Annotated in this window: 13 protein-coding genes; 9 read left to right on the plus strand and 4 right to left on the minus strand. The window is 74.5% G+C overall.

Annotation, left to right across the window (positions count from 1 at the left end; genetic code table 11):
• From FHE66_RS15270 to FHE66_RS01850, 4 genes are all read right to left on the minus strand, one after another.
• Positions 1-307: RNA polymerase sigma factor (locus FHE66_RS15270; protein WP_304364095.1), on the minus strand; the 307-nt coding region annotated here is incomplete at its 3' end.
• A gap of 37 nt (positions 308-344) precedes the next feature.
• Entirely contained in the window at positions 345-2,159 is a 1,815-nt protein-coding gene (locus FHE66_RS01840; RefSeq protein ID WP_139071288.1) for a dolichyl-phosphate-mannose--protein mannosyltransferase, read from the minus strand.
• A gap of 93 nt (positions 2,160-2,252) precedes the next feature.
• On the minus strand, positions 2,253-3,164 hold the full coding sequence (gene rsmI, locus FHE66_RS01845; protein ID WP_139071289.1) for a 16S rRNA (cytidine(1402)-2'-O)-methyltransferase: 912 nt from the start codon (positions 3,162-3,164) through the stop codon (positions 2,253-2,255).
• A 94-nt stretch (positions 3,165-3,258) separates the two neighbouring features.
• Complete coding sequence (locus FHE66_RS01850) at positions 3,259-3,756, minus strand: universal stress protein (RefSeq protein ID WP_168202623.1); 498 nt, start codon at positions 3,754-3,756, stop codon at positions 3,259-3,261.
• Between the two features lie 88 nt (positions 3,757-3,844).
• On the opposite strand from FHE66_RS01850, the gene FHE66_RS01855 reads away from it, so the two are divergent.
• The 9 genes from FHE66_RS01855 to FHE66_RS01895 all read left to right on the plus strand — a co-directional run bounded on the left by FHE66_RS01855 (position 3,845) and on the right by FHE66_RS01895 (position 14,970).
• Positions 3,845-4,420: an isochorismatase family protein gene (locus FHE66_RS01855; protein ID WP_139071291.1), complete on the plus strand. Its 576-nt coding sequence runs from the start codon at positions 3,845-3,847 to the stop codon at positions 4,418-4,420.
• A gap of 156 nt (positions 4,421-4,576) precedes the next feature.
• A complete protein-coding gene (metG, locus tag FHE66_RS01860) occupies positions 4,577-6,394 on the plus strand; it encodes a methionine--tRNA ligase (protein ID WP_139071292.1) in 1,818 nt (605 codons plus the stop codon).
• Complete coding sequence (locus FHE66_RS01865) at positions 6,391-7,305, plus strand: TatD family hydrolase (RefSeq protein WP_139071293.1); 915 nt, start codon at positions 6,391-6,393, stop codon at positions 7,303-7,305. The genes metG and FHE66_RS01865 overlap by 4 nt, the downstream gene beginning before the upstream one ends.
• 167 nt (positions 7,306-7,472) lie before the next feature.
• Complete coding sequence (locus tag FHE66_RS01870) at positions 7,473-8,510, plus strand: G5 domain-containing protein (protein WP_176554604.1); 1,038 nt, start codon at positions 7,473-7,475, stop codon at positions 8,508-8,510.
• 211 nt (positions 8,511-8,721) lie between these two features.
• A complete protein-coding gene (locus tag FHE66_RS01875; RefSeq protein WP_255303570.1) occupies positions 8,722-9,963 on the plus strand; it encodes a resuscitation-promoting factor in 1,242 nt (413 codons plus the stop codon).
• Positions 9,964-10,055: 92 nt separating this feature from the next.
• Positions 10,056-10,955: a 16S rRNA (adenine(1518)-N(6)/adenine(1519)-N(6))-dimethyltransferase RsmA gene (gene rsmA / locus FHE66_RS01880; protein ID WP_139071295.1), complete on the plus strand. Its 900-nt coding sequence runs from the start codon at positions 10,056-10,058 to the stop codon at positions 10,953-10,955.
• Positions 10,952-11,872: a 4-(cytidine 5'-diphospho)-2-C-methyl-D-erythritol kinase gene (locus FHE66_RS01885; protein WP_139071296.1), complete on the plus strand. Its 921-nt coding sequence runs from the start codon at positions 10,952-10,954 to the stop codon at positions 11,870-11,872. The genes rsmA and FHE66_RS01885 overlap by 4 nt, the downstream gene beginning before the upstream one ends.
• 115 nt (positions 11,873-11,987) lie before the next feature.
• Entirely contained in the window at positions 11,988-13,166 is a 1,179-nt protein-coding gene (locus FHE66_RS01890; protein WP_139071297.1) for a Na+/H+ antiporter NhaA, read from the plus strand.
• A gap of 34 nt (positions 13,167-13,200) precedes the next feature.
• Positions 13,201-14,970: an ABC-F family ATP-binding cassette domain-containing protein gene (locus FHE66_RS01895; protein WP_139071298.1), complete on the plus strand. Its 1,770-nt coding sequence runs from the start codon at positions 13,201-13,203 to the stop codon at positions 14,968-14,970.
• Positions 14,971-14,980 lie beyond the last annotated feature (10 nt).

Consider the following 14,980-nt stretch of genomic DNA (forward strand, 5'->3'; position numbering starts at 1 on the left):
ACCAGACCTCGGCGACCTCCTCGCCCGGCTCCCCAGGCGGGCCCGGCGGCTCGGGCAGGTGCTCGGCCGGCCGGGGCCGGCGGGCGCGGGCCCGCAGCACGTCCACCGCCTTGCGGTGGGCGATCGTCACGAGCCACGCCTCGAGGTTCGCCCCGGCGGGCAGCGCGGGGTAGGCGCGCAGCGCGGCGAGGAACGTCTCGGACCACGCGTCGTCGGCGTCGTGGGGGCCGACGACGGCGCGGCACACACGCAGGACGGTCGCGCCGTGGTGGGCCACGACCTCCTCGAACGGCGGCTTGGTCATCATCACCCCGTAGACGTCGCGGGCGGCCCGGACGTGAGGTCTAGATCCAGGACGGGAGCCACATGTGTGAGCGCCAGTTCTCGTAGGAGATCGTCTCACCGGTCCACACCGGCCAGAAGTAGACGAACGCGGCCACCGCGAGGAGGCAGACGACGGCGAGCGCCGTCCAGCCCACGCGGCGCGTGCGCGCCGCCTCGTCGGCGTCGCCCACCTCGTCCGCGTCGTCGGAGCGGCCAGCCTCGTCCGCGTCCGCGTCCGCGGCGTCGGCGTCCGGGTCCTCCGCGGCGTCGGCGGGCAGCGCGTCGTCACCGGCCGGCTCCGGGGCCGGCAGGTCACCGGGCCGCCTCGCCCGCCCGTGGGGCGGGGGCAGCAGCCCGCCGAGCCACGCGATCGCGAGGACGAGGGTGAGGGCGACGTAGGGAGCCAGGGCGATGGCGTAGAACGTGAAGATCGTGCGGTGGGCGTAGGCGAACCACGGGAGGTAGACGGCCGCGTAGCCAGCGAGGGCCACCCAGCCGCGCCAGTCGCGGCGCACGACCGCCATCCACAGGACGACGAGAAGCGCCAGCGCCCCCAGCCACCACACGACCGGGTTCCCCAGCGAGGTGATCGCCTGGATGCAGCGGTCGCTGCCGCAGTCGCCCTCGACCGGGCTCTCCCAGTAGAAGGAGGTCGGGCGGACCTGCAGGATCCAGCCGGCCGGGTGGGCCTCGTAGTTGTGCTCGGAGTCCAGCCCGTTGTGGAAGTCCCACGCGCGCAGGTGGTACTCCCACAGGGAGTTGAGCGCGTTCGGCAGCCAGGAGCGGGGGACGGTGCCGTTCTGGGCGAGCTGGTCCGCCGCCCACTGGCGCAGGTAGCCGCCGGGGGTGGCGAACCAGGAGAACCACCCGGCGACGTAGGTGAGCGCCGCGACGGGGACGAGGGAGAGGAACGCCGGAACCCCGCCGCGGAAGACGCCGCCGCCGAACCACAGCCGCGCCCCGATCGCGCGGCGGGCACACAGGTCCCACACGACGACGAGGATCCCGAAGACGGCGAGCGCGTAGATCGCCGACCACTTGACCCCGCCGCCCAGACCGAGCAGCACGCCGGCGAGCACGAGCCACCAGCGCATGCCGGTGCGCGGGCCCCACGGGTCGGTGAGCCGCCCGTCCCCGCGCTCGGCGAGGTCCGCGGCGGCGGCGCGCGCGAGCCGCCGGCGGGTCTGCTCGCGGTCGATGAGGACGGCGGCGAGGGCGGCGATGACGAAGAAGCCGAGGAAGACGTCGAGCAGGCCGATGCGCGAGCCGGTGAAGTGCAGGCCGTCGACGGCGAGCAGCAGGCCGGCGGCGCACCCGAGGAGCGTGGACCCGGTGAGCCTGCGGGTGAGGCGGGCCAGGACGAGCACCGTCGCCGCGCCCGCGACGGCCGCGGAGAACCGCCAGCCGGCTCCGTTGTCCGCGCCGAAGAGGCGCAGGCCGAGCGCGATGAGCCACTTGCCCACCTGCGGGTGGACGACGTAGTCCGGGTCGCTGGACAGGTCCGAGAAGTCCCCGACCTTGAACCGGTCGTTGACGCCCTCGCCCTCCCACTCACCCTCGTAGCCGAGGACGAGGAGCGAGTACGCCTGCTTGACGTAGTACGTCTCGTCGAAGATCAGGCGGGTCGGGTGGTTGAGGTCGACGAGGCGCAGGACCGCGGCGATCGCGGTGACGACGAGCGGTCCCAGCCAGCCCCACAGCCGGTCCGTGGGACCGGGGCGCAGGAGCCGCGAGCGCAGGTCCTCCTCGATCTCGGCGGCGCTGCGCGCGTCGACGCGCTCGGGCTCCGTGAGGTCGAGCGACGTGCTGTGGGTCTCGTCTCCCGGCGCTGTCACGCAGGTGAGTGTAGGTCGTGCCCCCTGCCCGGCGCGGCCGAGCCGACCTCCCCGCGAGAGCCGACTTCTGCGCGAGAGCGGAGTTGTGCCGGGTCAGTCCCGGGCGGCGAGCGCGGCCTGGTAGAGCTCGCGCTTGCTCAGGCCGGTCGCGGCGGCCACGGCGGCGGCGGCGTCCTTGAGCCGTTCACCGGCCTCGGCGCGGGCGACGACCTCCGCCACGTGGTCCTCGGTGCGGGCCGCGCGCGGCTCGGCGCCCGCGACGACGAGCGTCACCTCACCGCGCACCCCGTCCCGCGCCCACTCGGCGAGCTCGGAGAGCGGTCCGCGGCGGATCTCCTCGTAGGTCTTGGTGAGCTCGCGGCAGACGGCGGCCCGGCGGTCCTCGCCGAACGCGTGGGCCATGGCCGCGAGGGTGTCGCCCACGCGGTGCGGGGAGTCGAAGAAGACCATCGTGCGCTGCTCGTCGGCGAGGCCGGCGAAGGTCCGCTCCCGGTCACCGGGGCGGCGCGGGGCGAACCCCTCGAAGCAGAACCTGTCGGTGGCCAGGCCGGAGACGGCGAGGGCGGTGAGCACGGCGCTCGGTCCGGGCAGCACGCTCACCGGCACCCCGCCCGCGACGGCGACGCCCACGAGCCGGTACCCGGGGTCGGAGACCGAGGGCATGCCGGCGTCGGAGACGACGAGCACCCGCCGACCCTCGCGGGCGTGGGCGACGAGCACGGGCGCCCGCTCCTGCTCGTTGTGCTCGTGGAAGCTCACCAGCTCCCCCTCCACCCAGACGCCGAGGCGGCGGGCGAGCGCGAGCAGCCGGCGGGTGTCCTCCGCGGCGACGACGTCGGCCTCGGCGAGTGCGCGCAGCAGCCGGGCGGGGGCGTCCCCGGCGTCGCCGATGGGGGTGGCGGCGAGGACGATCTGGCCGCCCTCACCGCGCCAGGGCGACCGCCCGGCAGCGGCGGACTCCTCGCCGTCGGCCGGATCCTGCGCGTGCTCCGCCAGCTCGTCCATCACCCCAGTGTGGCCCAGGCGGGCCGACAGCCCGCACGTCAGGGTGCCCCGCGAGGTGGGGCACCCTGACGTTCCCCGGCGCGGCGCGGGCCGGTCAGCGCACGACGACGACGGGGATCGTCGCGTCGCGGACGGCGGTCGTGGCCGTCGAGCCGATGAGCATGTTGCTCAGCCGAGAGCGTCCCTTGGAGCCGACGACGAGCACGTCGGCACCCTTGGCGGCGGCGAGCAGCGCGTGGTCGGGGCGGGTGAAGGCGGTGTGCGCGTGGATCTGCAGTCCGGGGTGGGCAGCGGCGGCCGCCTCGGCACGCCGCTGCGTCTCGGCGCGGGTCGCCTCCTGCATCTCGGTGATCGAGGGCGTCGTGCCGAACGGGGCGTCCTCGGGGCGTACGCCCGTGGGGATCGACCACGCCCGCACGACGTGGAGCTCCGCACCCCGGCGCGCCGCCTCCGCGGCCGCGTACTCGATCGCACGCGCCGCACACGGCGAGCCGTCGTCCCCGACCAGGACCCCGCCGTCGACCTCCGCCACGGTCCGGATCCCGGCCATCGGGGTCCAGCTGGCGCTCTGGGAGATGTCGTCGTCGGCCATGCCACCACTGTATTCCTGTGGCGCACGTCTCGGGCCCGGGGCGCCGTGGGACGATGGCGGCGAGCCCGTCGACCCGGAGGAGAACCGCATGAGTGAGAGCCGCGCCCTCGTCGTCGTCGACGTGCAGCCGACGTTCTGCGAGGGCGGTGCCCTGCCCGTCGCCGGCGGCAACGCCGTCGCCCGCGCGATCGCCGAGTACACCGCCGCGCACCGTGACCGCTACGCGCTCGTCGTCACCACCCAGGACTGGCACATCGAGCCGGGGCGCCACTTCGCCACCCCGCCCGAGGAGCCGGACTTCGTCGACACGTGGCCGCCGCACGGGGTCGCGGGCACCGCAGAGGCCGAGCTGCACCCGGCGCTCGCGGACCTCGCCCCCGACGCCTCGGTCCGCAAGGGCCAGTACGCCGCCGCGTACTCCGGCTTCGAGGGCACCGACGACGAGGGCCGCACCCTCGCCGAGCTGCTCGAGGGGGTCGACGCCGTCGACGTCGTCGGGCTCGCGGAGTCCCACTGCGTCAAGGAGACCGCGCTCGACGCGGTGCGCGCCGGAATGAGCGTCCGGGTGCTCAGCGACCTCACCGCCCCGGTGACCCCGGAGCAGGGGGAGACCGCCCGTGCGCAGCTGCGCTCGGCGGGCGTGGAGATCGCCACCTCACGCTGACCCGCGGAAGTCGGCTGTCGTGCGGAAGTCGGCTGTCGGGACAAAGTCGGCTGTCGGGACAAAGTCGGCTGTCGTGCGGAAGTCGGCTGTCGCGACAAAGTCGGCTGTCGGTGGGGGAGGGGGAGTGGCGCGGGAGGGGCAACTAGGCTTGTGCCCATGACCAGCATCCTCTCGGCGGTGGCCTGGCCCTACGCCAGCGGCCCGCGGCACATCGGACACGTGGCCGGCTTCGGCGTTCCCTCCGACGTCTTCAGCCGGTTCATGCGCATGGCCGGCCACGACGTCCTCATGGTGTCGGGCACCGACGAGCACGGCACCCCGATCCTCGTCGCCGCCGACGCCGCGGGGGTCAGCGCCCGCGAGCTCGCCGACCGCAACAACCGCCTCATCGTCGAGGACCTCGCCGCCCTCGGGCTGTCCTACGACCTGTTCACCCGCACGACGACGCGCAACCACTACGCCGTCGTCCAGGAGATGTTCCAGGTCGTCCACGAGAACGGCTACATGGTCGAGCGGACCACCAAGGGCGCGATCTCCCCGTCCACCGGGCGCACCCTGCCCGACCGGTACATCGAGGGCACCTGCCCGATCTGCAAGTACCCCGGCGCGCGCGGGGACCAGTGCGACAACTGCGGCAACCAGCTCGACCCGACCGACCTCATCGACCCGCGCTCGCGGATCAACGGCGAGACCCCGGAGTTCATCGAGACCCGGCACTTCTTCCTCGACCTCCCGGCGCTCGCCGAGGCGCTGGGGAAGTGGCTCGACGGGCGCGAGGCCTCGGGCACGTGGCGGCCCAACGTCATCCGCTTCTCCAAGAACATCCTCGCCGACATCAAGCCGCGTGCGATGACGCGCGACATCGACTGGGGCATCCCGGTGCCGCTCGACGGGTGGCGCGACCAGCCGACCAAGCGGCTGTACGTGTGGTTCGACGCCGTCATCGGCTACCTGTCGGCCTCCATCGAGTGGGCCCGGCGCAGCGGCGACCCGGACGCGTGGCGGCGCTGGTGGAACGACCCCGAGGCGCTGTCCTACTACTTCATGGGCAAGGACAACATCGTCTTCCACTCCCAGATCTGGCCGGCCGAGATGCTCGCCTACAACGGCGAGGGCGAGTACGGCGGGAAGCCCGGGGAGTACGGCACGCTCAACCTGCCCACCGAGGTCGTCTCGAGTGAGTTCCTCACCATGGAGGGCAAGAAGTTCTCCTCCTCCCGCGGCGTCGTCATCTACGTCCGTGACGTCCTCGAGCGCTACCAGGCCGACGCGCTGCGCTACTTCATCTGCGTGGCCGGCCCGGAGAACCAGGACAGCGACTTCACCTGGGCCGAGTTCGTCCGCCGCACCAACGGCGAGCTCGTCGCCGGGTGGGGCAACCTCGTCAACCGCACCGCCTCGATGATCCACAAGAACATCGGGGAGATCCCGCCCGCCGGGGAGCTCATCGAGCCCGACCTCGAGCTGCAGGCGACGATCGCCGAGGGCTTCGACACCGTCGGGGCGCTCATCGCCCGCCACCGCCAGCGCGCGGCGATCCAGGAGGCCATGCGGCTCGTGGGCGAGGCGAACAAGTACATCACCGACATGGAGCCCTACAAGCTCAAGGACGAGTCGCAGCACGCGCGTCGCGCGACGATCCTCCACGTCGCCGCCCAGGCGGTGAGCGACCTCAACGTCATGCTCAGCCCGTTCCTGCCGCACAGCGCGAACGTCATCGACGCGATCATCGGCGGCAGCGGGGACGTCGCCCCGCTCCCGCGGATCGAGGAGGTCGAGGACCTCGACGGCGGCCCGGGCTACCCGGTCATCACCGGCGACTACAGCGGCGTGCCGGAGTGGGGACCGCGCCCCGTGCGGGTCGGCGCCCCCATCGCCAAGCCGGTCCCGGTCTTCACCAAGCTCGACGACTCGGTCGTCACCGAGGAGCTCGCGCGCCTCGGCGTCGAGCCCGAGGGCGGCGACACGGAGTGAGCCGCCGCGAGCGCGGCTGGCCGCCGGTCCCGGAGGCACTGCCCGTCGCCGTCGTCGACAACCACACCCACTTCCCGGTGGGCGCCGACGACGACCCGGGCGTGCGCGAGGGCAGCGACCCGCTCACCATGGCCGAGCAGCTCGAGCGCGCGGCCGCGGTGGGCGTGGACCGGATGGTCCAGGTCGGCTGCGACCTCGACACCCTCGCCCCGAGCGTCGCGCTCGCCGAGGAGCACCCCGAGATCGTCGCCGCGCTCGCCATCCACCCCAACGAGGCGCCGCTGCACGCCGGGGTGCTGGAGGTCGCGCCGGACGGGCTTAACCCCGCCCTCGCCCCGCGGCACGAGACGTCGCTGGCCGACGCGGTCGTCCGCGTCGCCGAGCTCGCCCGCCACGAGCGGGTGAGGGCGATCGGGGAGACCGGGCTGGACTACTTCCGGGGCGGGGAACGCGCCCGGGAGGTGCAGCGCGCGGCCTTCCGCGAGCACGTCGCGATCGCCAAGGAGCTGGGCCTGGCGCTGCAGATCCACGACCGCGACGCCCACGAGGACGTCGTCGCCCTCCTCCTCGCCGACGGCGCCCCCGAGCGCACCGTCTTCCACTGCTTCTCCGGGGACGTCGGGCTGGCCCGCGCCTGCGCCGAGCACGGCTGGTACGTCTCGGTGGCCGGACCGGTGACCTTCAAGGCGAACGACGACCTGCGCGCCGCCGTCCGGGAGGTGCCCCGCGAGCTCCTCCTCGTCGAGACCGACGCCCCGTACCTCACCCCGGCCCCCCACCGCGGACGGCCCAACGCGCCCTACCTGCTGCCGCTCACCGTGCGGCGGCTGGCGGAGGAGACGGGCGTCCCGCTGGCCGACCTGTGCCACTCGCTGACCGCGAACACCGAGGCCGTGTACGGCACCTGGTGACCGGCCCGGAGCGCCCTCACCGGCGCTCCCGGGACCTCCGGTGGGAGTGGGGACGACCACAACGACTACCACTCAAGGTCACGAATCGGTTACGGTCGGGGTCAGGTCAGTCATCACCCGCGCGGGCGACCGCGCCGGGTGGCCCTCCCTCCAGACAGGACCCTGTAGTGCACGACGCCCTCCACCGTGGCCGTCACCGTGAGGTGACCGCGGCCCCCAAGCGACTTCGCACCCTCGCCCGGCGCGGCCTCCACACCACGGTCATCGCCGTCATCGCCGGCGGGACCCTCGCGTTCGCCGACGCCGCGACGCCGACGGCGGCCGAGCTCGCCGCCAGCGCCTCCCTCACCCCGGCGGCCGCCGTCGCCGAGGGCGAGGCGATCGACCGCAGCGCTCTGGGTGCCTCGCGCTTCGAGGCCCGTTCTGCCCTCGGCGGCCTCGTCGCCGTCGACCTCGTCGTCGACGGCGAGGTGCGCGAGCTCACCTCCCAGGCGGCCACCGTCGCCGACCTCCTCGCCGAGGCGGGCGTCGTCGTCGACCAGGACGACGTCGTGTCGGCCCCGCTCGCCACGCCCCTCGTCGCCGGCATGACCATCGAGGTCACCACGGTCGAGACCGTGGACGAGCACGTGAGCGAGACCGACCCGCACACCACCGTCGAGGAGGAGGACGACACCCTCCCCCGAGGCGAGCGCCGCGTCGTCACCGAGGGTGTCGACGGCGTCACCGCCACGACCTACCGCGTCACCGTCACCGGCGGTGAGGAGACCGGCCGCGAGGTCATCGCCCGCGCCGTCGTGAGCGAGCGGGTCGACGAGGTCGTGCACGTCGGCACGGCCGACCCGCAGCCCGTGGCTCCCGCCGCCCCGGAGGCCTCCGCAGGCACGCCGGGCCCGGTCGTCAGCGGTGACCCCAAGGCGATCGCGGCCGACATGGTCGCCGCGCGCGGCTGGGGCAGCGACCAGTTCAGCTGTCTCGACACCCTGTGGGAGCGCGAGTCCAACTGGAACCCGCTCGCCGAGAACCCGAGCTCCGGCGCCTACGGCATCCCGCAGTCGCTGCCCGGCTCGAAGATGGCCTCGGTCGGCTCCGACTGGCGCACCAACCCCGCCACCCAGATCACCTGGGGCCTGAACTACATCGCGGGCCGCTACGGGACGCCCTGCGCCGCCCTCGGCCACAGCAACTCCGTCGGCTGGTACTGACCGCCGATAGCATTGCACGGCTCACATCCCTGGACCGACGCGTAACAATACGGTTACAGTCGCCCACGGACGATGTGTCCGCCAGTCGCCTCGCGGTGACGCACCCAGCCGGATCAGACCCCTCCCGGGGACCTTCGGGTCCTCGCTGAGTCGGCTGCCCTCAGGGGCAGCCGGCCCCGTCTGTGCCGGGACGCGCAACCCAAGGAAGCTCGTGGCATCGAACGACGCCGTCCTCCCTCCCTCCACCCCTGACGCTGACCAGCCCCGCCGGCGGCACCGGCGCCGCGCCCTCGTCGCGACGCTCGCCGCCGCCGCCATCGCCACCGGCGGTGGGATCGCCGCCGCCGCGGCCCACAAGTCCGTCCAGCTCGACGTCGACGGCGTCGAGCGCACCGTCTCCACCTTCGCCGGCTCCGTCGCCGGCCTGCTCGACGAGCAGGACGTCGCCGTCGGGGAGCGCGACGCCGTCGGCCCCGACCCCGACGCCCCCCTCGAGGACGGCGACCTCGTCGTCGTCCGTAGCGCGCGCCAGATCCGCGTCGACGTCGACGGCGAGCAGCGGGCGATGTGGACCACCGCCGACACCACCGCTGAGGCGATCCAGTCCTTCGGGGAGGGCGGCCGCGAGATCACCGTCGCCGCCTCCCGCTCCCGTGACGGCAGCCGGCAGGCGCTGGACATGCCCCTCGTCGACGGCGAGCCGGTCGACGTCGTCGTGGACGGACAGACCATCCGCGTCACCCCCGAGGGCGAGGCCCACGTCGACGACGTCCTCGACCTCGCCGGCACGTCCCTCGGCAAGCTCGACGACGTCGTCGTCGGCACCGGGGACGACGACATCGTCCAGGTGACCGTCACCCGCGGGCAGCACAGCATGCGCACCCACGTCGAGCCCGTCCCCTACGAGACGACCGAGCAGGAGGACGACTCGCTGTACGTCGGCGAGCGTCGCGTCGTCCAGGAGGGCGCCGAGGGCCTGCGCGTGCGCGCCGCCCTCCACGTCAGGACGGGTGACCAGGAGTCCGCAGGCGAGGCGAGCGAGTTCGTCACGGTGACCGAGCCGGTCGCCGAGATCGTCGCCGTCGGCACGAAGGAGCGGCCCGCTCCCCAGCCCGCCGCGCCCGCCGCCCCCGCCCCGAGCGCGAGCGGCTCCTCCTCCGGCTCCTCCAGCGGCGGCTCCGCGACCCCGAGCGCCCCTTCCGGCGCGGTGTCCGGTGACGTCTGGGCGGCGCTCGCCCAGTGCGAGTCCGGCGGCAACCCGACGGTCGTCAGCTCCAACGGGCTCTACCACGGGCTCTACCAGTTCTCCGTGTCCACCTGGCAGTCCGTCGGCGGCACCGGCCTGCCGTCCCAGGCCTCCCCGGCCGAGCAGACCCAGCGCGCCCAGATGCTCCAGGCCCGCTCCGGCTGGGGCCAGTGGCCCCACTGCTCCGCCAAGCTCGGCCTGCGCTGACCCTCCGCCCTCCCGCCCCCGTGCCGCCCCGGACCCCCGGCGCGGCGCGGGGGCGGAGCGGCGTCCACGGACCGGCGGCTAGGCTCGACGTCGTGAGCCACGACCCCGCCCCTGCCACCGCAGACCCCCTCCTGGGCCCCGCCGACGTGCGGGCCCTGGCCGGTGCCCTCGGGATCCGGCCGACGAAGACCCTCGGCCAGAACTTCGTCGTCGACCCGGGCACGGTCCGCAAGATCGTGCGCACCGCGGGGATCGAGGCGGGCGACGTCGTCGTCGAGGTCGGCCCGGGCCTCGGCTCCCTCACGCTCGCGCTGCTGGAGACAGGGGCGCGCGTCGTCGCGATCGAGATCGACCCCGTGCTCGCCGACGCGCTGCCCCGCACCGTGGCGGCCCGCATGCCCGAGGCCGCCGACCGGCTCGTCGTCGTCACCTCCGACGCGATGGACGTCACCGAGCTGCCCGCCTTCCCCGGCGAGGAGGAGCCCGCCGAGCCCGGCGCGCTCGTCGCCAACCTGCCCTACAACGTCGCGGTGCCCGTGCTCCTCACGCTGCTCGAGCGGCTGCCCAGCCTGCGCCACGGCCTCGTCATGGTGCAGGCCGAGGTCGCCGACCGGCTCGCCGCCCCGCCCGGGTCGCGCACCTACGGCGTCCCCTCCGCCAAGGCGGCCTGGTACGCCGCCGCGCAGCGCTCGGCCACCATCGGACGGACGGTCTTCTGGCCCGTCCCCAACGTCGACTCCGCGCTCGTGCGCCTCGAGCGGCGCGAGCCCCCCACCACCACCGCGAGCCGCGCGGAGGTCTTCGCGGTCGTCGACGCCGCGTTCAGCCAGCGTCGCAAGACCCTGCGCTCCGCCCTGGCCACGTGGGCCGGGTCCCCCGCGGCGGCCGGTGAGGCCGTCACCGCCGCCGGGCTGGACCCGACGCTGCGCGGCGAGCGGCTCGGCATCGCCGAGTTCGCCCGCATCGCCGAGCAGCGCCCGGTGACGCGGTGAGCACCGGCCCCGAGGTCCGGGTCCGCGCCCCCGGCAAGATCAACCTCGCGCTGCGCGTCGGGCCGCCCGACGGGGACGGCTACCACCCCCTCGCGACGGTCTTCCAGGCCGTCTCCCTCCACGAGGACGTCATCGCCGCCCCGGCCCTCGACCTGCGCCTCACCGTCGAGGGCCCCGACGCCGACCGCGTCCCCCTCGACGACTCCAACCTCGCCCTGCGGGCCGCGCGCCTCCTCCAGGAGCGCACCGGCATCACCGCCGGCGCCCACCTCCACATCGTCAAGCAGGTGCCCGTCGCCGGCGGCATGGGCGGCGGGTCCGCCGACGCCGCCGCCGCCCTCCTCGCGTGCGACCAGCTGTGGGGTGCGGGCCTGGACCGCACCGAGCTCGTCGCGCTCGCCCGCGAGCTGGGCGCCGACGTCCCCTTCGCGCTCACCGGGCTCACCGCCGTCGGCACCGGCCGCGGCGACGTCCTCACCTCCGCGATGGTCAGCGGCACCTACCACTGGGTGCTCGCCGTCCAGGACGTCGGCCTGTCCACCCCCGAGGTCTTCGCGGCCTTCGACGACGACGGCGGGCGCGCCGCCCCCGCCCCGCACCTCGACGACGCGCTGCTCGCCGCCTTGCGCGCGGGCGACCCGCACGAGGTCGCCCGGCACCTCGTCAACGACCTCGAGGGCCCGGCCCTCGACCTGCGCCCCGAGCTCCGGGACGTCCTCGCCGCCGCGGACCGTGCCGGTGCCCTCGCCGCGGTCCTCTCCGGCTCCGGCCCGACCGTCGCCGCCCTCGCCGTCGACGAGCGGCACGCCCGCTCGGTCGCCGCCGTCGTGCGGGAGGCCGAGGTGGCCCGCGACGTCCTCGTCGTCAGCGGCCCCGCCCCCGGTGCCCGCGTCCTCGAGCACGTGTCGGGCGGCTGACCCGGACCGGCGCGGCGACCCGCGCTCGGGTAAAGTCGTCTGCGGCGTGCCGGGAAGTCTGGTCGGCGAGCGGTCCGAGGACCGCTCCCGTGCCCGACCCCACGACAGGACACCCATGCCCGCCACCTCGCTCGCCGCGGCCCTCCGCTCCCCGCGCGCCGGAGCCCTGCTCCTCCTCACCGCCGCCGTGCTCGGCCTCATCGCCGCCAACTCCCCGCTCGGCCCCGGCCTGAGCGAGCTCCAGCACACCTACCTCGCCGTACCCGGCACGGGGATCAGCCTCAGCGTCGGCCACTGGATCAGCGACGGGCTGCTCGCCGTCTTCTTCTTCGTCGTCGCGGTCGAGCTGCGCCACGAGCTCACCGCCGGGGAGCTCAACAGCGTGAGCAAGGCGCTGCGGCCCGCGATCGCCGCGGTCGGCGGCGTGCTGGTCCCGATCGCCGTCTTCCTCCTCGTCACGGCGGGCTCGGGGCTGGAGGACGGGTGGCCGATCCCCACGGCCACCGACATCGCGTTCGCGCTCGGCGTCCTCGCCGTCGTCGGGCGGGGCCTGCCCCCGCGGCTGCGCGTCTTCCTCCTCGCGCTCGCGATCCTCGACGACATCATCGCGATCCTCATCATCGCCGTGTTCTTCACCACCGACCCGCGCCTCGGCCTCATCGCCGCGGCTGCGGTCGGCACCGCCGTGTTCGCCGTGCTCAGCAGGTTCCTCCGCGGTCGCGGCCGCGTCGGGGTCGGGGCGCTCATGGTGGTCGTCGCGCTCGTCACCTGGGGCCTGGTCGTGCTGTCCGGCGTGCACGCGACCATCGCCGGCGTCGCCCTCGGGCTCGTCATGGCGACCCGGCCGGCGGACCGCGCCCGTCATGCCCTGGAGCCGTTCTCGAACGGCGTCGTGCTCCCGCTGTTCGCCTTCTCCGCCGCGCTCGTCGTCATCCCCTCCGTCCCGCTCACCGAGCTGTCCCCGGCGTTCTGGGGCATCGTCCTCGCCCTGCCCCTCGGCAAGGTCGTCGGCATCGTCCTCGGTGGCTGGCTCGGCGCCCGGTTCGTCCGTGCGGACGGCGTCACCCTCGGCCCGCAGGAGCTGCTCGCCGCAGGCGCCCTCGGCGGCATCGGCTTCACCGTCTCCCTGCTGATGAACGAGCTCGCCTACGCCGACGCCCCGGGGATCGCCGACGAGGGCACCCTCGCGGTCCTCGTCGGCTCGGGCATCTCGATGCTGCTCGCCGTCGTGCTCGTGCGGAACCTCGCCCGCGGCTACCGTGCCCGGGCGGCCGCCGCCGCTGGCCCCGCCTGACGGGGGACGCCCCGGCGGCACCTACCCTTGACGGGTGGCACATCTGCTCGGGGCCGAGGCCCTGCACCTGGAGTACCCGACCCGCGTCGTCCTCGACTCGGTGACCCTCGGGATCGACGAGGGCGACCGCATCGGGATCGTCGGACGCAACGGCGACGGCAAGTCCAGCCTCCTGCGCCTGCTCTCCCGGCGGCTCGAGCCCGACGACGGCCGCGTCACCTGGCGCGGTGGCCTGCGCGTGGGCGTGCTCGACCAGGCCGACACCCTGGAGGACGACCACACCGTCGGGCAGACCGTCGTCGGGGACCGGCCCGAGCACGAGTGGGCCGGGGACGCGAGCGTGCGCGACGTCATCGCCGGCCTGGTTCCCGACGTGCCCTGGGACGCGCCCGTCGGCACGCTCAGCGGCGGGCAGCGCCGCCGCGTCGCCCTCGCCGCGCTCCTCGTCCAGGAGTGGGACGTCGTCATGCTCGACGAGCCGACCAACCACCTCGACGTCGAGGGCATCTCCTGGCTCGCCGACCACCTCAAGCGCCGCTGGGCGGCCGGCTCCGGTGGCCTGCTCGTCGTCACCCACGACCGCTGGTTCCTCGACGAGGTGGCGCTGACGACGTGGGAGGTCCACGACCGCGTCGTCGAGCCGTTCGAGGGCGGGTACGCCGCCTATGTCCTGCAGCGGGTCGAGCGCGACCGGCAGGCCGCCGTCGTCGAGGCGAAGCGCCAGAACCTCATGCGCAAGGAGCTCGCGTGGCTGCGCCGCGGGGCGCCCGCCCGCACGTCCAAGCCGAAGTTCCGCATCGACGCCGCCAACCAGCTCATCGAGGACGTCCCGCCGCTGCGCGACCGCACCGAGCTCTCCCGCCTCGCCACCGCGCGGCTGGGCAAGGACGTCGTCGACCTCCTCGACGTCTCCGTCTCCTTCGGGGAGAACCAGGTGCTGCGCGACGTCGAGTGGCGCATCGGGCCGGGGGAGCGCACCGGGATCCTCGGTGCGAACGGGGCGGGCAAGTCGACGCTCCTCGCGCTCGTCGCCGGCACCCTCCAGCCGGACTCCGGGCGCGTCAAGCGCGGCAAGAGCGTGCGGCTGGCGATCCTCGACCAGCAGTTCACCGGGCTCGGCGAGATCGCCGACGACCGCGTCCGCGACGTCCTCGCCCGGACCCGCACGAGCTACGTCGTCGACGGCAAGGAGCTCACCCCGGCGCAGCTCCTCGAGCGCCTCGGCTTCGCCCGCGAGCACCTGTCCGCGCGCGTCGGTGAGCTGTCCGGCGGGCAGAAGCGCCGCCTGCAGCTCCTGCTCATCCTCCTCGACGAGCCCAACGTCCTCATCCTCGACGAGCCCACCAACGACGTCGACACGGACATGCTCGCCGCGATGGAGGACCTCCTCGACTCCTGGCCCGGCACCCTCATCGTCGTCTCCCACGACCGCTACCTGCTCGAACGGGTGACCGACCAGCAGTACGCCGTCATGGACGGACGGCTGCGCCACGTGCCGGGCGGCGTCGAGGAGTACCTCGAGCTGCGCCGGCGGCAGGACGAGGGCACCTCGGGGGCGCAGGCGCCGGCCAAGGAGCAGCCGCGTGGCGCCGAGCAGCACGCAGCCCGCAAGGAGCTCGCCTCGACCGAGCGGCGCCTGGAGAAGGCGAGTGCGCAGGTCGCCGCGCTCCACGAGCGCATGGCCGCACACGACCCCGGCGACTACGCGGGCCTCGCTGCGCTCACCGAGGAGGCCCGCGCGCTCGAGGCGCAGGTCGCCGAGCTCGAGGAGCGGTGGCTCGAGCTCTCCGAGCAGGCGGGATGAACCTGCGAAA

This window comes from Georgenia sp. 311 (assembly GCF_006151955.1).
GTDB lineage: Bacteria > Actinomycetota > Actinomycetes > Actinomycetales > Actinomycetaceae > Oceanitalea > Oceanitalea wutianyii.